Source organism: Sporosarcina quadrami, assembly GCF_014836615.1.
Lineage (GTDB): Bacteria > Bacillota > Bacilli > Bacillales_A > Planococcaceae > Sporosarcina > Sporosarcina quadrami.
This window is the reverse complement of sequence record NZ_JACSQN010000004.1, coordinates 22,992-40,604: the sequence shown is the minus strand read 5'-3', so window position 1 is coordinate 40,604 and position 17,613 is coordinate 22,992. Positions and strand designations below refer to the sequence as shown.

The window sequence follows — 17,613 nt, the reverse complement described above, 5'->3', positions numbered from 1 at the left end:
TGGGAGGTTTTAAGGATGTTGGATATGCCAAGGATCGGAAGTTATATTTCAAAGTTACGGAAAGAGCAAGATTTGACACAGATGGAGATTGCCGACAGATTAAATGTTAGTCATCAAGCGGTTTCTAAGTGGGAGCGGGGAGAGTCGCTTCCGGATATCGGTACATTGGTGAACGTGGGACAGTTATTTGGTGTTTCCGTGGATGAGTTGATGAATGCAGGGAATACAAAAGAAAGTCCGGCATACAAGCGCAATCTTGGAGGGATGATGACAAGTTTTACGCAGGAACGTCGAGGAGCAGTTGCCGAAATGATTAATAGCGGTGAAGCCGATCTTGATGGACTGGTCGATGTTGCGCCTTTACTGAAGGCAAGTGAATTGTCTGAAGTGACAGGTCGTATTAATCAACATTTGTTTAACTCTGATTTACTTGTCAGGCTAGCCCCCTTTTTAGATACTGAGCTATTGGACGTATTGGTTCTGCAAGCAATGGGAGATGGATTTGATTTAAAAACGATTCGTCGATTAGCCCCTTTTTTAGGAAAAGAAGTACTAAACCGGTTAATAGACAACATATCTGAGGGTGAAGTGGATATAAAAGCTGTGCGTTCACTGGCTCCTTTTATCGGAAAGGAACGTGTTGATCTATTGATTGAGAAAGTTATTCATGATGATCTGCAGTGGGATATCGTTGTAAGCTTGGCGCCTTTTTGTAGTAGAGGCATGCTGAATCGTTTGGTGGAACAAGTGGTGGATGGCGAATTGGATTCAAAGTATCTTGTTTCGCTCGCTCCTTTTATCGGTAGGGATAACCTTAAGCGATTGGTGAGTGACAACGAGATCGGTAAGCTAGATCCAAAAATCATCTCCCAATTGGCCCCATTTGTTGATAAGGAAACTTTGTCTAGTTGGATTCAGAGTTTGATGGTTGGAAAATGACTAACAGGAACTAGTGTCTGGTGGTCTACCGACATATCTTGTCCGTCAACGTAATACATTGAACTATGAAAGTATTGAAAGGATGAGGTGTTGAAGCGAAGTCTTTTATTCACAGCGACGTTTGTCGTAGGGATGATTTTGGGTATTCTTGTGACAGTCTTAATGGAAATTTTATAAGTTAAAAAGCAGAGTCCATACAAGCGACTCTGCTTTTTTCATTTACATCATTCCTAGTACCAACCCAGCCAACGCGCCCGTTAAAACGACAATCCAAGGCGGCAGTTTCCAATAGGCGAGCATGCTGAATAGAACAGCGGCGACGGCAAAATCAGCCGGAACCAAAATGGCGCTTGTCCAAATAGGCAAATAGAAGGCAGAAATTAGAATGCCGACGACAGCAGCATTGACGCCGAGAATAGCACCTTTAACATTCTTATTCGTCCGTAAGCTATCCCAAAACGGCAATGCACCTAGAATGAGCAAGAAAGCGGGTAAAAAAATCGCGAACGTGGCGAATAATCCACCTGTCCAACCTTTCATCACTGTCCCGAGGTACGCTGCAAATGTGAATAAAGGACCGGGCACCGCTTGTGTCGCCCCGTATCCAGCCAAAAATGCTTCTTTGTCAATGAATCCAGAAGGCACTAATTCCTGTTCAAGTAATGGCAAAACGACGTGGCCACCACCGAATACGAGAGAGCCTGATCTGTAAAAGCTATCGAACATGGCGATCCAGTAAGAGCCAGTTAGTTCGCGAAGGACAGGTAAAGCGAACAGCAAAGTAAAAAATAGGAACAGACAGAATGCGGCTACTCTCTTTGAAATCGGAAAATGTGAGCGTTCTGTATCATCTATTTTCTGTTGACTGAATAGGAGAAAGCCAATAACCGCAGCGATTAGAATGACGCCAACTTGTGTGAATGCGGTTTGCCACAGCAACGTGCCGAGTAGCGCGAATAACGCAATCGCTTTTCGTTTGTTATCAGGCGTGAGGTTTTTAGCCATTCCGATGATAGCGTGTGCGACGACTGCGACGGCGACAAGTTTCAGTCCGTGAATCCAACCAGCATCGCTAACATCAAAATTAGTTACGATTAATGCGAAAAGAATAAGAGCGATGACTGATGGTAACGTGAAGCCGATGAACGAAACGATCCCACCAAGTACTCCCGCCCGCATGACTCCGACCCCGATTCCGACCTGACTACTTGCGGGACCGGGCAAAAATTGGGATAACGCGACTAGGTCTGCATAATTCTTCTCTGTCATCCACTTTCGTCTTCGTACATATTCATCATGAAAATAGCCAAGATGTGCAATCGGTCCACCGAATGAGGTTAATCCTAAGCGAGTCGACACGAGTAGAATTTCTAAAAGGGCTGAAAACGTGTTGCGTTTAGTTGGTTGCTTCATGAGTACCTCCTTAAAATAGAAAAGTATGTATAGATACTCTAAAGATACTATATATTACATAGACTTTGTGCTAATTTACAAAACCTTTACATGATGTAAGAGGTTGCAGACTAAGAATCAGTTTTCATACCATATACAACTGATTGACACTTTTAATAAGTAGAGTTTGCATGAGTTCTCCTGCCTTGTAAGTTGTAGTATGCCTTGCTATGATTAGCCAATAGTAAAACGAAGGTAACTACTTCAGTAGGAGAATATTATGGGTAAACAAACACTTACATTGGTGCTATTGCTCACCAATTTATTTATTGCGTTTTTAGGAATCGGTCTCGTCATTCCTGTCTTGCCAACGTTGATGAACGAGCTACAGATTACAGGTGAAGTCGTCGGTTATATGGTGGCATTTTTCGCTGTGGCACAGCTTGTTGTGTCTCCGATTACAGGTTGGCTAATCGATAGAATTGGCAGAAAAATTATGATTGTCATCGGGTTATTCATCTTCAGCGCGTCGGAATTGCTGTTTGCAGTAGGAGAAGGGTTGCCTGAACTATTCGCTTCACGGATTCTTGGCGGTGTCAGCGCAGCTTTCATTATGCCTGCTGTTACGGCGTTCATTGCGGATATTACGACGAATGAAACCCGTGCAAAAGCGCTTGGCTATATGTCAGCTGCGATTTCGACTGGGTTTATCATCGGACCTGGCATCGGTGGTTTTCTTGCGAGTTATGGAACGAGGGTACCGTTTTTCTTTGCAGCAGGTCTCGCCTTATTCGCAGCGATTTTCTCATGGATTATGTTGAAAGAACCTGCTCGTCAAGTAGATATGGATGCAGATCCAAACGCCAAGAAACCTGGATTCATGCGAATCTTTGCGCCAATGTACTTCATCGTCTTTGTTATCATCTTTGTGCTGTCATTCGGCTTGGCATCGTTTGAAGGGGTTTTCAGCTTGTTCGTCGACCATAAATTCGGATTCACTCCGACTGATATTGCGATTATCATAACAGGAAGTGGAATTGTAGGAGCAGTGGCACAAGTGGTGCTTTTCGACCGGCTGACAAAGTGGATGGGTGAGAAGCGGTTAATACTTTGGAGCTTGATTTTTTCTGCCATAATGGTAGGAATGATGACGGTTATGAACTCATACGCAAGTGTGTTATTCGTAACGATAATTGTCTTTGTCGGATTTGACCTTATCCGTCCTGCAGCAACATCACATTTATCGAAAATTGCCGGTAATGAGCAGGGATTTGTCGGTGGGATGAACTCAATGTTCACGAGTCTAGGTACAGTATTCGGACCGATTATCGGCGGTAAGCTTTTTGATGTGGATGTCGACTTTCCGTTTTATTTCGCAGCGATCGTGCTCGTACTCGGCTCGGTTTTGACTTATTTCTGGGTGCGTAAGACACCGAAGCATGTTCGAATCAGATAAGACATAAAAAAGTCCGCTAATCAGTTGATGGATTAACGGGCAACTTATATGATTCGTGAAGTTAGTGGCTTACTGTCTAGGTGATTCCAAATCGAAAATTCTAGTGAAACTCTTTAATCCACAAGTTTTACTGTTAGGTTTCCGATTCCAAGATCCGCTATTATCTCGATTTTAACATCTGAATTTTCATAGGCTTCATTTGTATAGATGCCTTTATCAATGGACGTAAAATCTTTCATATCTACTTGACCGATACCTGTGGAGACTTTCAATTTGACACCAGTCTGTTTCGGCAGAAGGATGGTCATGTTGCCAACGCCCAAATTGATGTTGGCTGAAAAACTGTTCTTCCAGTCACCACTAAGGTCAATCGTTGAATCACTGACACCGCTGTCAATCTTCAGTTTGTTCAGCTGAAGCCCTTTTAAATCCAGTGTCGCATCGGAAACACCCATGTCGACATCGAGATCTATCGGAATGTCGTTGTTTAGCCGCATATCCCACTTGCTTTCAAGTTTGCTTCTATTAAAGCTTAGGATTTGCGGTTTCTGCTCGACAGTGATGAAGTTCGTTCCTTTTTTGACACTACTCGTCACTTTAGGGGCGTTCTTTTTGTGTTTGTAATCAAAATCTGCCTCCATCCACTCGTCCGCGCCGCCACGTATAGTCAAATCACCTGCTCCAAAACGCGCTTTCACGGCAAGTGACTTGGCATTGTCCTTCTTGACGATCGCTTCGTTCCCTGTCATTGATACAATATAACGCTCGTATCCATAGATGCCAAGGATAACGATCAACCCTCCGATTAGCCCTGCCCATAAAAATTTTTTCATCTGTCATTCTCCTCTGTATTGGTTTGGATTTCCTCTATTACTATCATCATACAGGAAAAAACGACGATGCCAATTCGTCGTTAGGATGATATGTTATAGGGCCTGGGACTGAGTATTGACAAAATTTCTGTGACGAGTACGCGGACTGCTGTTAATACCTAGGCTTTCTATTTCCGCGATTTGCGCAGCAATACAAAAATCATTGTACTAGCAATGACAGCCATGCAGATAATAACTGTTTGAATGATGGCTGGGTATTCGTAGTTGAAGCCGCTAACGGAAGTGTGTTTGGAATAGATGCCGAAATAAGCCCAAAGTATTGCTAGACCGTACGCTGCATTATTGAGTCGAAGCATTGTCAGTACGCCGATTACTGTACCGATGATGAGGATGATTATTGTCCACGTTGCTTCTGAGAGTCCGAAACCGTTCCAGCCGATCGATACGAGTAAGGCGGTAATATTAGCGATCGTTGCGACTGTGATCCAGCCGAAGTAGATGCTGAAAGGGAGTTTGATGAAGAAGTTTTCTTTCAGCGATAATGTTGAGGCGGCAGTCAATTTGTTAATGTGAATTAACGTTAGTAGCATCCCAATCATGATGAAGACGGATAGGAGCAGTTGGTCGTAATGCCATGCGATAATCCAAAGTGTGTTAAGTACGGATGACAAGGAGAAGTAAATGCTGATTTGTGTGAGCAGGTGTGTATTCGAATTATTGTTGCGAAATAGCCCGAGCTGATAGAGGATATGTAAGGCTAGCAGTACATAGATTACGCTCCAGATGGAGAATGTGAAGCCTGCAGGAGCAAATAGATTAGCGTATTTGTCGGATATTTCACCCGTGTTCTGACCATTGAGCGGCAACAGATTCGCGAGCGCGTTCATCGTGATCATCAGTAAATAGGTAACAACCATCAGAATATTGATATAGAGTTTACGGGAATTGTTCAATTGTATCTCTCCTTTCCTGTTCTACGATATTCATCCTTATTATCAACTATTCCTTTGTTGCTAGCGAATAAACGTAAATGGAAAAACATATAGAAAATAACTATAAATAGTACCGCTATTTCATAGATTCCGATACACTAACAGAAAGTGAACGGATTAATGACGGAAAGGGAAGGTGATTTAATGAGAAAACGAAAGGCATTTCAAATTGCAGCAGTTGTTGCAGTTCTTCCCTTGGCATATGGAATGGGTGCTACGGCGATAATCCGTACATTAGGTCATCGGATTACGAAGAAGTTGCCTTCAGGAAGTGGGATAGCCCTGACGTTCGACGACGGTCCGCATCCTGTATACACTCTACAATTGCTTGACCTCCTGAAAAAATATGAGATTCCTGCAACCTTTTTTGTTGTGGGTGAAAAAGTGCGTGCCAATCCAGATATTGTGAAGCGTATGTATGAGGAAGGCCATCAGATCGGCATACATCATGACCAACATACATCCAGCTGGCTCCTGACTCCCGCACGTCTGAAACAGCAGATTGAAGATACGGATCGTGCCATCCGGGATGTGACCGGCAAAAGCCCGACTGTCTACCGTCCGCCATGGGGTTTCCTTAACGCGGCTTCGTTGCATCTGTCCAAACCGTATGAAATCGTTTTATGGTCTCATGTGTTCAAAGACTGGAAAGTAACTCATTGTGAGAGCGGATTGCTTGAAGGGCTTCAAAATGTACCCGCGGACGGCTCGATTATCCTGTTGCATGATGACGGAACAAATCCGGGGGCGGATTCAGAAGCCCCTATACATATGTTGGACAAGCTATCGACCTATTTGAATGAAACTGCATCGACAACTGAATTCAGGATTACGGGCACCCCAATGTAAAAATAGGGGTGCTTTTCATATTTATTTCACGTTATTTTCGCTTTAAGGCTTGTCAGAAAAATAAAAATCATGTATAACCATTGTATAAGGTTATTTCTTCTTAATACGGGTAATTACAAAATAAAAGTAAACTTGTACAATGTTTTGTATAATGATAGAGATTAGGGGCGGTAAAATGATGAAGAAAAAAGTGACGGTGATCGGAGCGGGTGTCGCAGGTCTTGCAAGCGCCATTCGTCTGCAACATGCGGGTTATGAAGTGGAGCTTTATGAAAAGGAACCATTGGCGGGCGGCAAGATGAATCGTATTGAAAAAGATGGGTATACATTCGATCTCGGACCGACAATCGTCATGATGCCGGAGTTATATCGGGAAATCTTCCAATTATGCGGCCGTGATCCCGATGACTATATCCCGATGGAACGCTTAGATCCGATGTATAGCGTATTCTTTGGCAATAAGCCGGAAGATCATTATGAAATCTCATCCGAAATGACGAAGCTCATAGAAGTGTTCGAGGATATCAGTGAAGAGGACGCACAAGGCTTCCTGGACTATTTACAGGAGATCTATAAGCGATTCCTAGTTGCAAAAGAACATTTTCTACAAAGGCCATTCCGCAAAGCATCCGATTTCTATAATCCGTCGATGCTGCGCCAGGGTCTGAAATTGAAAACGTTTGACAATGCAGACAAGTTCCTGAGCAAATATATTAAAAATGAACGCTTGAAGCAGATGATCAGTTTCCAAACGCTCTACATAGGTGTGTCCCCGTACAGTGGTCCTTCGCTGTATTCGATGATTCCGATGATCGAATTCATCTATGGCGTGTGGTTCATCAAGGGCGGCATGTATACAATGGCAAAATCGCTTGAACGGCTGTTCCTGGAACTTGGTGGTACAGTACATTACAACTCGCCTGTAGACGAAATTGTCATTGAAAACGGGCAGGCAAAAGGGATCCGTATCGAAGGGGAATTCAAAGCATCCGACTTTGTCATGTGTAATGCCGACTTCCCATATGCGATGAAAAACCTTGTGAAAGAGCCGTCGGCGAAAGGGAAGTATACAGATAAAAAAATCGACAAGATGAAATACTCATGTTCATGCTTCTTGATGTATCTTGGGATGGACCGGAAATACGACGAAATACCAACTGCACACAACTTCATCTTCAATGAGCATCTGCGTGAAAACCTGGATGGCATATTTGCCGGAGAGAAACTTGAGAATGCATCTTTCTACGTCTATATGGGGTCGAAACTGGATCCTTCATTGGCACCGGAAGCAAAAGATGGCCTGTACATACTTGTGCCGGTATCGGATAAGTCATGTTCTCAGTACGAGTGGGATGACGAGACGATCGCTCATTACAGAGGTTATGTGCTCGACGCCCTTAAAGAGATCAAAGGCTTTGAAAATGTGGAGAATGAAATCGTCAGCGAGACATTCATGACGCCCAAAGATTTCGAAGAACGTTTCAATGCTTACAATGGCGCTACATTCGGTCTTCAGCCTACATTAAGTCAAAGTAATCATATGCGTCCGCAAAGCAAGGCAACACATTGCGAAAACTTGTATTTCACAGGCAGCAGCACACATCCGGGTGCAGGCGTTCCGATTGTTTTGCTGTCCGCACGCATCGCGACAGAAGAACTGCTTCATGATGATAAAGGAATTCTATTCCACACAAGATGAAAGGAGCCCGTTTATGCAAATCCATGGAAATCCCTCTCTCGTCGAAGATTATAAGTATTGTGAAGGCATCATTAAACACTATTCCAAGAGTTTCTATTACGCTTTTTCTACATTACCGCAAGAAAAAGCGAACGCGGTCTATGCCATTTATGCATTTTGCCGCCAAGCGGATAACAGTGTGGATGAAAATCCGACATCCGCTTCCCAACTCGTTGCGCTCGATCATTTGACGGATGAGTTAAATCGTTTTCAACAGCGACAGGAAAAGGACCTGCCGTTATGGCGCGCGCTGCGTGATGTGTTCAATCGTTTTGAAATGGATATCCAACCGTTCTTTGATCAGTTGAAAGGACAGCGCATGGACATCCATTTCACCTCACCGGATACACTTACCGATCTCGAGGAATACAGTGCGTATGTCGCGGGTTCGGTCGGCAAGATGCTGTTGCCGATCATTGCTTCGGGCACGAATAGGGATTTAACGCAAAGTGCCGTGAACTTGGGCATCGCGATGCAGATTACGAATATTCTCCGTGATATCGGAGAAGACCATTTGGAGAAGGACAGGATTTATCTACCAACCCAGGAGATGGCGGCTTTCCGCTATACAAAACACGAGCTGTCAAAAGGCATCATTTCAGATAATTTCATCGCCTTGTGGGAGTCACTCGCTATGCGTGCAGAAGAGTTATATGCCGATTTTATAGACAGCAGTGCTGGCTTCGATGAAGACAGTAAATTTGCTGTCATTGCTTCAGCTCGTGTATACCGGGGTATTTTGAACAGTGTGCGTAAAAATAATTACGACTGCTTCCGTAAAAAGAATTATGTATCGAAGCTGGAAATGGTGAAAATCGCCGCAGAAGCTTCATTTTGATAGAGTCCTTGAATGACGGAAAGAGGTGCAAGCATGTCACGGAATAAGAGAACGACTATTGTTATCGGCGGCGGATTGGGTGGACTTTCTGCTGCGATCTCGCTGGCGCAACGAGGTTATGCAGTTTCATTGTATGAAAAGAATGGACATCTCGGCGGTAAGTTAAATCGCCTAGAACAGGATGGCTTCGGGTTCGACTTAGGGCCGTCTATTTTGACGATGCCCCATATATTCGAACGGCTTTTTGCGGGAAGTGGCAAACGGATGCAGGATTATGTGCAGATTGTTCGGCTGGACCGGGAATGGCGTTCCTTTTTTCCTGACGGTGCAGTGCTTGATTTGTATGGCGATCTCGACAAGATGGCAACGGAGAACCCCCATCTGTCCAAACGGGATATGAAAGAATATGCCGCTTTTTTGCGCTACGCACAAGAGCTATATGAAATGACTGATGAAGGCTATTTCAAAGAGGGTCTCGATACGACATCACAAGTGATCAAGCATCATGGCGTCTTTGCGTCCCTTAAAGGTTTCGATTTGAATTCGACGATGTTTGAAGCGATCAGCAAACGAATCAGCAATCCACATTTGCGCACGATGCTCTCCTATTTTATTAAGTACGTCGGTTCATCGCCATATGATGCGCCTGCCGTCCTTAATATGATGATCTATATGCAACACGCACAAGGTTGCTGGTATGTGCCGGGTGGGATGCACCGGCTTGCGGATGCACTGCATACACTTGCGAAAGAGTCCGGCGTCTCTTTGCATACGGGTGTAGAAGTGACGAGAGCGCTAAGCCGTAAGGGGCAATTGACGGGCGTTGAGCTATCGGACGGTTCTGTTGTGAGGGCTGATTATTACATTTCCAATATGGAAGTCATTCCGTTCTACGATAAAATGGTCGATACCGATCAATCGGAAATTGACAAGCTCGAAAAGAAATTCGAACCGTCAAGTTCGGGACTTGTTCTGCACGTGGGGGTGAAGAAGCTGTATCCGCAACTTAATCACCATAACTTCTTCTTCTCGGAAGATTTGAAAGCACAGATGGACAAAGTATTCCAACAGCATACATTGCCTGATGACCCGACAATCTATCTAGTCAATGCGAACAAAACCGATCCATCCCAAGCACCTGCTGGACATGAGAACCTGAAGATCCTTCCTCATATCCCGCATATCCAAGATCAGCCATTTACCGCAGCGGATTATGCGCAGCTGGAAGAGCGTGTTCTTGATAAGCTTGAACGGATGGGATTAACCGATTTGCGTGCCAATATCGTCACAAGAGATGTGTGGACGCCCCATGATATCGAGCGGACGTATGGCTCACATCGTGGGTCCATTTACGGGACGTTATCCGATAAGAAGAAAAACAAAGGCTTTAAGCATAAAAAGCATAGCGACCGATTTGATAATCTGTATTTCGTCGGAGGAACTGTGAATCCGGGCGGAGGCATGCCCATGGTGACGTTAAGCGGTCAACAGGTTTGCAAAGCAATTTTGAAACGGGACGGGTTATTGAAAAGGAAATAATCAGGACTGAAATCAGAAGGGGTGTCATCCATGTTCATCCTGTTTGCAATAGGTATAGTCCTTACGATCATTGGATTGGCATGCGGAATTATTGTCCTATGGAGAGTGCCCGTCTTAGACAGCGAAGTTCGGAGGACGGATGCTGTCCGTTCTTCTATAACGATCATCATTCCAGCGCGTAACGAAGAAAAGCGGCTTGCACCGTTGCTTGAATCGATTGTCATGCAGAAGGATATCGAGGTGGAAACGATTGTCGTAGACGATGATTCTACCGATCGAACAGCGGAAATCGCCTATTCATATGGTGCGCGCGTATTACCCAATGAACAGTTTAATAAAGGCTGGATCGGCAAGTCGTCAGCTTGTTGGACCGGTGCAGTAGCGGCGACTGGGGATTTGTTGTTATTCATGGATGCCGATACAGTGTTTGAAGACCGGGACAGTTTAGTTTCGTACATCACAAATTTCGAAGCGGCCGGAGGAACGGGAATCTTGTCGCTGCAGCCCGATCACAGGCCTGAGCATTGGTATGAACAAATGGCCTCCATATTTCCTGTTGTTGTGATGGCGGGGATGAATGTTTTTACGATTAAAGGGGATTTGCTCAAAAGTGCAGGATCATTCGGTCCGTGCATGCTATGCGCGAAGGACGAATATATGAAAGTCGGTGGACATGCTGCTGTAAGAGGTGCTGTCATGGACGACCTGGCGCTCGGCCATGAATTCCAGGCTAAAGCCTTGCCCGTCAGATGTATTAGCGGTCGCGGAACGGCATGGTTGCGCATGTATCCGGAAGGGTTCAAACAATTGGTACAGGGCTACTCGAAAAGTATGGCATCAGGATCGGTCTCTACGCATCCATTCGTCATGCTGCTTATAAATTTGTGGATTGTCGGTGGCACGTTGAGTCCGCTATTGTTCCTGTTTCCAGTGATGACTGAATCATGGATCCAACTTGCGGTTGCCGTAGTTGTATATGCTGCCTATATGTTCGGCGTAGCGCGTTCAGTGCGGAAAACAGGTGATTTTGCGATGTGGACGATTCCGCTCTTTCCGCTATTGTTCATCTTCTTCATACTCGTCTTTTTATATTCCATTTATTTGTCCAAACGGCGTAAACGCGTGACGTGGCGGGGTCGGGATATTGAGGTGTGATCATATTTTAGGAACTTAGAAAGTCAGTTGCCTAGGCTATATGGAATTCCTAGGAAAGATTGGAGGTGCCGGCATGCCGTTTGTTGAATTGCCTCTATTATGGATAGCCTTACTGGATGCGGTGGTGTGGCTATTATTGCATCTGGTTATTTCCATTGTCATCCAGCGCATTCCGGTGTATTGGTTCGTCCGCAATGATTGGCTGTTCAGACAGTTTGATTGGGAGCAGGAAGGCCGTATATGGCAACGACTGTTCAAAGTGAAGAAGTGGAAAGGTTACATCCCAGATGGAACGCTGTTCATCCGCAGCGGATACGACAAAAGGATGCTGCATGGACGGGATCGGACATCCCTGAGTTTATTCCTGCTAGAATCTCGCCGGGCAGAATTCGTCCATTGGCTGACCATCGTGCCGAGTGTGCTATTTTTCCTTTGGAACCCAATTTGGGCGGCATGGATTAATGTCGGATATGCAGTCCTTTTCAATATCCCACTCATTATCATTCAACGGTTCAACAGGCCGCGCCTTGAACGGCTCATCAATGTAGAATTGGTGGGGAATACGCGAAGGGATTGTGAGACGTGAATACATCGTGCATGTAGTGTACACTTGGTTGCAATAGCGTGTATAAAGGAGCGGTTACGATGATGAAGGATCAATTTGGATGGCAATTCGACAACAGCTATGTACGTTTACCGGAAGTGTTCTTTGCGAACGCCTTGCCGGAAGAAGCACCTGAACCGGAACTGATTGCATTCAATCATGAGCTTGCACAATCACTTGGACTCGATGTGCAAGCGCTTGAAAATGTTGAAGGACTTGAAATGCTCGCGGGCAACCGCATGCCGGAAGGGGCTGAACCGATTGCCCAGGCCTATACGGGTCATCAGTTCGGCAACTTCACGATGCTTGGGGACGGCCGCGCGATACTGCTCGGTGAACACCTGACGCCCGACGGCAGACGTGTTGACATCCAGTTGAAAGGGTCCGGACCCACACCCTTTTCACGTGGTGGCGATGGACGCGCAGGGCTTGGGCCGATGTTGCGAGAGTTCATCATGAGTGAAGCGATGCACGGTCTTGGCATTCCGACGACACGCAGTTTAGCTGTCGTCACGACAGGCTCGCCTGTGTTTCGTGAAGAGACACTTGAAGGGGCAGTGCTGACGAGAGTCGCATCGAGTCATATCCGAGTTGGTACATTCCAATACGCGGCGGCACGGCAAGTCGTAGAAGATTTGTGCACGCTTGCGGATTATACGATTGAGCGGCATTACCCGGATCTTGCGCTCGTTACTGATAAATACGTAGCGTTGCTCGAAAGTGTCATGGAGCGCCAGGCGTATTTAATCGCGAAGTGGCAGTTGAACGGTTTCATCCACGGCGTCATGAATACGGATAATATGGCAATCAGCGGTGAAACAATCGATTACGGGCCGTGCGCGTTCATGGATACGTACGATCCCGCCACCGTTTTCAGTTCAATAGACCGTCAAGCCCGCTACGCCTACGGCAATCAACCCGGCATCGCCGAATGGAATCTTGCGCGATTTGCTGAAACACTGTTGCCATTATTTAACGATGATAAAGAAAAAGCTGTAGACATTGCGCAACAGTCGCTCGCTAAATTCGGCAAGCTGTTCCATGATCATTGGTTGGCCGGTATGCGTGGGAAACTCGGTCTCTTTGATGCAGAGGAGTTAGATGTAAAACTTGTGAAAGATTTATTGCAGCTGATGAAAGTGAACGAATCGGATTATACGAATACATTCCGTGCATTGACGCTCGGTCAGTTGGACGAGTTACCGATGAGCAACACACCGGAATTCATGGAATGGAAATCACGTTGGGATGCGCGGCTTACGAGACAAGGCAAGTCCATGGATGACGTTCTAGCATTCATGAAAAAAAACAACCCGAACATCATCCCGCGTAATCACCGAGTGGAAGAGGCGTTGGATGCTGCTGTCAAAGGGGATATGACGGTGATGGAAAAGTTGCTGGACGTATTAAAAGACCCATATGCCTATACGCTTGAGCAGAAATCCTTTATAGCACCTGCCGATCCTGAAATTCCTTATAATACGTATTGTGGAACGTGAAAGATAATGGACTTTGCCTACTGGTAAGGTCTTTTTTTCTATTGTTTAAAATTAATTGACTATAATGAAATCTTAATCTATCATATTAATAATAGAGCTCGAGGAGGTAAGGAAATGCAGATGCAAAAAGGGTTACATAAACTTGAATGGTATCACACGTCATTAGGATGGGGAATGATGTTACTGTTCCTTTCTCCCATTTGGTTATTTTTACTCGTCCCGATGACTACGATGACATTACATGAAGTCCCTTTCACACTGTTTGTGCAGTTACCAAAAATAGCATATGTCCTATATACAATAGGTTATTTGCTATTTGCTTGTGCATGTATATCGCAATTTTTATTCAGAGGGAGTACTAAAGGGAAGCTTGTTGGTTGTGCGATATTAGTAGTGTCCATTTTATGCATTGCTGACGGTACGCAACGGTATTCAAGGGTGGGATTGGATTCGATTATTGTGAGAGATTCACTCTGGTCGCAAAAACACGTATACGACTGGAAAGATCTCGAGGAAGTTGTCTATCATCATACAGATAAGGATCGCAGCTACTCAAATTACGAATTTCGTTTTAGAGATGGTAACGTTGCAACTGTTGCAGATAGCGTCATTGTGCAAGGTTGGAGAAATATCATTCAACGGAAAATGGATGAAAACGGCGTGGCATATCGGAAAGGGATAACTCCTGCATTTAATGGTTTATCAAATTCTTAATTATGAAAGTAGTTCCGCGGATTGTTGGTTTTATTAGGATACCTGTGTGTGGGAGGCAAGAGAATGGCAATGAAGCAAGGGTTACACCAGTTAGATTCGAGTCATACATTTTTAGCCATGGGAATGGGATCATTCGCATTGTTTCCTATACTTCTGATTGTGACGCCAATGATGGTGGCGAAGACGTTGCATGAGACGCCATCCACTATATTGCTGCAAATACCACAATCAGCCTATGTGACGTATGGAATCGGCTTGTTGCTACTTACCGTCACATTTTTCTTGTTGAGTTTCTTAAGGGTGAGTAAAAAAGCTAAACTGATTAGTGCAGTCATTGTTTTGTTGGCTGTTTTTTGCTTTGTGGATGCGTCTCAAAGGTTCGCACGATTGGGTTGGGATACGCTTGCGTTCAAGAAATCTATCTGGTCGGAAACGTATGAATATACGTGGGATGATATCGACAAAGTCGTCTTCCGCGAAGTTCCTATTAAAGAGGGTACGTCAAAATTCGATTTTCATTTCCAGGATGGTAATCGTATGACGCTTTCGAATAACGAGGAAATGAAAGCATGGCGAAAAAAGATTGAGCAGAAGTTTGAGGATGATGGGATTGAGTATAAGAGAGGATAGGGGTACGTGGATGTCTCCTTTTTACAAAGTGAATCTGTTGCGATATGATGGAAGACGTTGGTGTTTCATCAACATATAGAAGTCTGTGAAACGCATAGATTTATAGAGGGGAAGGAGGAAGTTATATGCTTTATGCAGGTTTTTGGATTCGTGTTCTTGCGAATATCATCGATAGTATCGTGTTGTTCATTCCATTATTCATTATCAACTTTGTGCTTCAGATGATGCTGCTCGTAACGGATTCAGAAGGTGTAATTGTTGGCGTGCTTATCGTACTCATTCTTACTAATATTGTTCTTGTTGCACTATATTACACGCTGACAACAAGTTCCAGAATGCAAGGGACCGTTGGAAAGAGACTTCTCAATTTGCGAGTAGTCGATGCAGAAGGAAACAGAATCTCAGCAGGCAGATCGTTCGGACGTTTTCTGAGCTACATGCTGTCAGGGATCTTTTACATTGGCTATATCATGGTCGGCATAACGCCTGAGAAGCGAGGCTTGCATGATTACATTGCAGGCACATGGGTTATTAAAAATTAAATATGTCATCAGTTCAGCATACATCTGCCAGTTTGGCAGAAGTGTGCTGTTTTTTTGAGCGTAGGCTTGTAGAAATGCGGCGTGCGGTCAAATAAGGAGTCTGTAAATGCCCGTTGGAGCGTGAAAACGCGAAGAACGGTCAATTAGGAGGTCTGTAAATGCCCGTCGGAGCGCGAAAACGCGGAGAACGGTCAATAAGGAGGTCTGTAAATGCCAGTCGGAGCGCGAAAACGAAGAGAACGGTCAATTAGGAGGTCTGTAAATGCCCGTTGAAGCGTGAAAACGAGGAGAACAGTTAATAAGGAGACCTGTAAATGCCCGTCGGAGCGCGAAAATGAGGAGAACGGTCAATTAGGAGGTCTGTAAATGCACGCTGAAATGCTTTTATTTAAAGAATTAAAAAAGAATTGATATTTTATTCGAATTATATGAAACTTCCACCCTGCTAAATCCGTATAAAGAGGAAAAAGCAGGGAGGTATGGGAAATGCAGATGAAAAAGGGGTTGCACCAACTGGATGCAAGTCATACGTTTTTGTCGTTTGGAATGGGGTCTATCGGATTATTTCCTCTTCTGGTCGCAATCATTCCATCGACATTGGCAAAGACTTTACATGAAACGACCAGCACTTTACTCGTGCAAGTACCGAAAGATGCATACATTTTATATAGTGTTGGTTTTGGACTTTTAACGATTATGTTTTTCCTATTCTATGCTCTAAAAGTGAACGCGAAAGCAAAGATAATCGGTGTTGTCATCGGGCTCGTCGTCCTTTTCTGTTTTGTGGACGCATCACAACGATACGTTCGGATAGCTTCAGACTCAGTTGCGTTCAAGCACTCATTACTATCGGAGCCATCCGAGTATAAATGGGAAGAGGTCGAGAAAGTTGTCTTCCGTGAATTACCGAAAGAAGGCGGATTTGCTAAATTTGATTTCCATTTTACGGACGGTAACGTCATGACAGTGGCGAATGATCGTTATTTGAAGCCTTATCGGAAGGTGCTAGAGAAGAAATTCAATGATGATGGAATTGAGTATAAAAGAGGATAAATGCTTGTCATCCATCACGAAAAAGGACTCACCGAGGAGTCCTTTTACTAATTTCAGCGCTTCATGATAAAGCTAAGATGACGACCGGCTTGTCGATCTTGCCTGTACGAAAAACCTTCTGTGCTTAAAAATGTGCATGTCGAATCAATGCTAATCTGATTTGCTGGAATACCGGCACGTTCACATTGTCTTTTGACCGTGAGCTGATTGTTGATATGATATTTGTCCGTCGCTTCATGGAAATACATAAAATCATCCGCGTAACCGAGCGCTTGGAATTGTACATAGACATCTTCGTCCACTTCGAACTTTTCCTGGCTAAGTGCCATACCAATTTGGACATGCCAGTCAGTAGGATTGCTCTGTTCAATTTGCGCTAAATGTTCGAATACTCTTGGTGTAATCTCCTTAACGGTGCCTTGCCAGCCCGAATGGATGACACCAATGATGCCATTCACTTCATTATAAAAAATGACCGGAACGCAGTCAGCCGTAAAGCTACCTAACAAAATACCAGGCTCATCGGTGTACAGCGCATCGACGCTCGGAATAGCTGTTTCATTTTCGAGCGAACCCCGGCCTTTATCGGATCGTGTCACTTTATGGAAGTTCGCGCTATGCGTTTGGTTGGCGCACACAAAATCTGTCAATTCACATCTCAAATACGCAGCTAAATTCCCACGATTTTCAAGAATCGCTTGTGGATCGATACATGCGTGCAACGCCATATTATTTTCTTCTGGTGCCGCACTGTCCTTGAGTGTCATACCTGCTATGAGATTTTCTTTCTCCATGTATACTTTTGTTTTCATATCATCACCTGTTCTTACTATACGTTAA

The 17,613-nt window shown here is 44.5% G+C and carries 17 protein-coding genes; 13 read left to right on the top strand and 4 right to left on the bottom strand.

Features of this window, described 5'->3' with window-relative positions; translation table 11 throughout:
* Nucleotides 1-15: 15 nt before the first annotated feature.
* Nucleotides 16-939 (top strand): helix-turn-helix domain-containing protein, encoded by a 924-nt coding sequence (locus H9649_RS05325; protein ID WP_191693693.1) that lies wholly within the window; start codon nucleotides 16-18, stop codon nucleotides 937-939.
* A gap of 219 nt (nucleotides 940-1,158) precedes the next feature.
* Here the strand turns inward: H9649_RS05325 and chrA are convergent, their stop codons facing one another.
* On the bottom strand, nucleotides 1,159-2,352 hold the full coding sequence (gene chrA, locus H9649_RS05320) for a chromate efflux transporter (protein ID WP_191693692.1): 1,194 nt from the start codon (nucleotides 2,350-2,352) through the stop codon (nucleotides 1,159-1,161).
* A 259-nt stretch (nucleotides 2,353-2,611) separates the two neighbouring features.
* Here chrA and H9649_RS05315 point away from each other — a divergent pair, with 259 nt between their 5' ends.
* Nucleotides 2,612-3,787 (top strand): MFS transporter, encoded by a 1,176-nt coding sequence (locus H9649_RS05315; RefSeq protein ID WP_191693691.1) that lies wholly within the window; start codon nucleotides 2,612-2,614, stop codon nucleotides 3,785-3,787.
* A gap of 113 nt (nucleotides 3,788-3,900) precedes the next feature.
* Here H9649_RS05315 and H9649_RS05310 read toward each other — a convergent pair whose 3' ends face one another.
* Nucleotides 3,901-4,620: a toast rack family protein gene (locus H9649_RS05310; RefSeq protein ID WP_191693690.1), complete on the bottom strand. Its 720-nt coding sequence runs from the start codon at nucleotides 4,618-4,620 to the stop codon at nucleotides 3,901-3,903.
* A 167-nt stretch (nucleotides 4,621-4,787) separates the two neighbouring features.
* Nucleotides 4,788-5,573, bottom strand: a complete 786-nt coding sequence (locus H9649_RS05305; protein WP_225229691.1) for a tryptophan-rich sensory protein — start codon at nucleotides 5,571-5,573, stop codon at nucleotides 4,788-4,790.
* A 183-nt stretch (nucleotides 5,574-5,756) separates the two neighbouring features.
* On the opposite strand from H9649_RS05305, the gene H9649_RS05300 reads away from it, so the two are divergent.
* The 11 genes from H9649_RS05300 to H9649_RS05250 all read left to right on the top strand — a co-directional run bounded on the left by H9649_RS05300 (nucleotide 5,757) and on the right by H9649_RS05250 (nucleotide 16,773).
* Nucleotides 5,757-6,461 carry a polysaccharide deacetylase family protein gene (locus H9649_RS05300; protein ID WP_191693689.1) on the top strand — a complete coding sequence of 235 codons (705 nt, stop codon included), beginning with the start codon at nucleotides 5,757-5,759 and terminating at the stop codon, nucleotides 6,459-6,461.
* A 178-nt stretch (nucleotides 6,462-6,639) separates the two neighbouring features.
* The gene (locus tag H9649_RS05295) at nucleotides 6,640-8,160 is read left to right on the top strand and encodes a phytoene desaturase family protein (RefSeq protein ID WP_191693891.1); all 1,521 of its coding nucleotides are present in this window, start codon (nucleotides 6,640-6,642) and stop codon (nucleotides 8,158-8,160) included.
* Nucleotides 8,161-8,173: 13 nt separating this feature from the next.
* Nucleotides 8,174-9,037 carry a phytoene/squalene synthase family protein gene (locus tag H9649_RS05290; protein ID WP_191693688.1) on the top strand — a complete coding sequence of 288 codons (864 nt, stop codon included), beginning with the start codon at nucleotides 8,174-8,176 and terminating at the stop codon, nucleotides 9,035-9,037.
* 33 nt (nucleotides 9,038-9,070) lie between these two features.
* A complete protein-coding gene (locus H9649_RS05285; protein ID WP_191693687.1) occupies nucleotides 9,071-10,576 on the top strand; it encodes a phytoene desaturase family protein in 1,506 nt (501 codons plus the stop codon).
* 30 nt (nucleotides 10,577-10,606) lie between these two features.
* A complete protein-coding gene (locus H9649_RS05280; protein WP_191693686.1) occupies nucleotides 10,607-11,731 on the top strand; it encodes a glycosyltransferase in 1,125 nt (374 codons plus the stop codon).
* Nucleotides 11,732-11,804: 73 nt separating this feature from the next.
* Nucleotides 11,805-12,317 carry a glycosyl-4,4'-diaponeurosporenoate acyltransferase CrtO family protein gene (locus H9649_RS05275; protein ID WP_191693685.1) on the top strand — a complete coding sequence of 171 codons (513 nt, stop codon included), beginning with the start codon at nucleotides 11,805-11,807 and terminating at the stop codon, nucleotides 12,315-12,317.
* A 62-nt stretch (nucleotides 12,318-12,379) separates the two neighbouring features.
* A complete protein-coding gene (locus tag H9649_RS05270) occupies nucleotides 12,380-13,834 on the top strand; it encodes a protein adenylyltransferase SelO (RefSeq protein ID WP_404828710.1) in 1,455 nt (484 codons plus the stop codon).
* 114 nt (nucleotides 13,835-13,948) lie between these two features.
* Complete coding sequence (locus H9649_RS05265) at nucleotides 13,949-14,548, top strand: hypothetical protein (protein ID WP_191693683.1); 600 nt, start codon at nucleotides 13,949-13,951, stop codon at nucleotides 14,546-14,548.
* A gap of 63 nt (nucleotides 14,549-14,611) precedes the next feature.
* Nucleotides 14,612-15,178, top strand: a complete 567-nt coding sequence (locus tag H9649_RS05260) for a hypothetical protein (RefSeq protein WP_191693682.1) — start codon at nucleotides 14,612-14,614, stop codon at nucleotides 15,176-15,178.
* Nucleotides 15,179-15,303: 125 nt separating this feature from the next.
* Entirely contained in the window at nucleotides 15,304-15,720 is a 417-nt protein-coding gene (locus H9649_RS05255; RefSeq protein WP_191693681.1) for an RDD family protein, read from the top strand.
* 486 nt (nucleotides 15,721-16,206) lie between these two features.
* Nucleotides 16,207-16,773 carry a hypothetical protein gene (locus H9649_RS05250; protein WP_191693680.1) on the top strand — a complete coding sequence of 189 codons (567 nt, stop codon included), beginning with the start codon at nucleotides 16,207-16,209 and terminating at the stop codon, nucleotides 16,771-16,773.
* Between the two features lie 53 nt (nucleotides 16,774-16,826).
* On the opposite strand, the gene pgeF is transcribed toward H9649_RS05250, so the two are convergent.
* The gene (gene pgeF / locus H9649_RS05245; protein ID WP_191693679.1) at nucleotides 16,827-17,585 is read right to left on the bottom strand and encodes a peptidoglycan editing factor PgeF; all 759 of its coding nucleotides are present in this window, start codon (nucleotides 17,583-17,585) and stop codon (nucleotides 16,827-16,829) included.
* Nucleotides 17,586-17,613 lie beyond the last annotated feature (28 nt).

Coding starts and splice junctions, on each gene's coding strand:
- H9649_RS05260 (WP_191693682.1), top strand. CDS start 14,612: ATGGCAATGAAGCAAGGGTTACACCAGTTAGATTCGAGTCATACATTT.
- H9649_RS05280 (WP_191693686.1), top strand. CDS start 10,607: ATGTTCATCCTGTTTGCAATAGGTATAGTCCTTACGATCATTGGATTG.
- chrA (WP_191693692.1), bottom strand. CDS start 2,352: ATGAAGCAACCAACTAAACGCAACACGTTTTCAGCCCTTTTAGAAATT.
- H9649_RS05275 (WP_191693685.1), top strand. CDS start 11,805: ATGCCGTTTGTTGAATTGCCTCTATTATGGATAGCCTTACTGGATGCG.
- pgeF (WP_191693679.1), bottom strand. CDS start 17,585: ATGAAAACAAAAGTATACATGGAGAAAGAAAATCTCATAGCAGGTATG.
- H9649_RS05315 (WP_191693691.1), top strand. CDS start 2,612: ATGGGTAAACAAACACTTACATTGGTGCTATTGCTCACCAATTTATTT.
- H9649_RS05270 (WP_404828710.1), top strand. CDS start 12,380: ATGAAGGATCAATTTGGATGGCAATTCGACAACAGCTATGTACGTTTA.
- H9649_RS05325 (WP_191693693.1), top strand. CDS start 16: ATGTTGGATATGCCAAGGATCGGAAGTTATATTTCAAAGTTACGGAAA.
- H9649_RS05255 (WP_191693681.1), top strand. CDS start 15,304: ATGCTTTATGCAGGTTTTTGGATTCGTGTTCTTGCGAATATCATCGAT.
- H9649_RS05265 (WP_191693683.1), top strand. CDS start 13,949: ATGCAGATGCAAAAAGGGTTACATAAACTTGAATGGTATCACACGTCA.
- H9649_RS05285 (WP_191693687.1), top strand. CDS start 9,071: ATGTCACGGAATAAGAGAACGACTATTGTTATCGGCGGCGGATTGGGT.
- H9649_RS05250 (WP_191693680.1), top strand. CDS start 16,207: ATGCAGATGAAAAAGGGGTTGCACCAACTGGATGCAAGTCATACGTTT.
- H9649_RS05290 (WP_191693688.1), top strand. CDS start 8,174: ATGCAAATCCATGGAAATCCCTCTCTCGTCGAAGATTATAAGTATTGT.
- H9649_RS05300 (WP_191693689.1), top strand. CDS start 5,757: ATGAGAAAACGAAAGGCATTTCAAATTGCAGCAGTTGTTGCAGTTCTT.
- H9649_RS05310 (WP_191693690.1), bottom strand. CDS start 4,620: ATGAAAAAATTTTTATGGGCAGGGCTAATCGGAGGGTTGATCGTTATC.
- H9649_RS05295 (WP_191693891.1), top strand. CDS start 6,640: ATGAAGAAAAAAGTGACGGTGATCGGAGCGGGTGTCGCAGGTCTTGCA.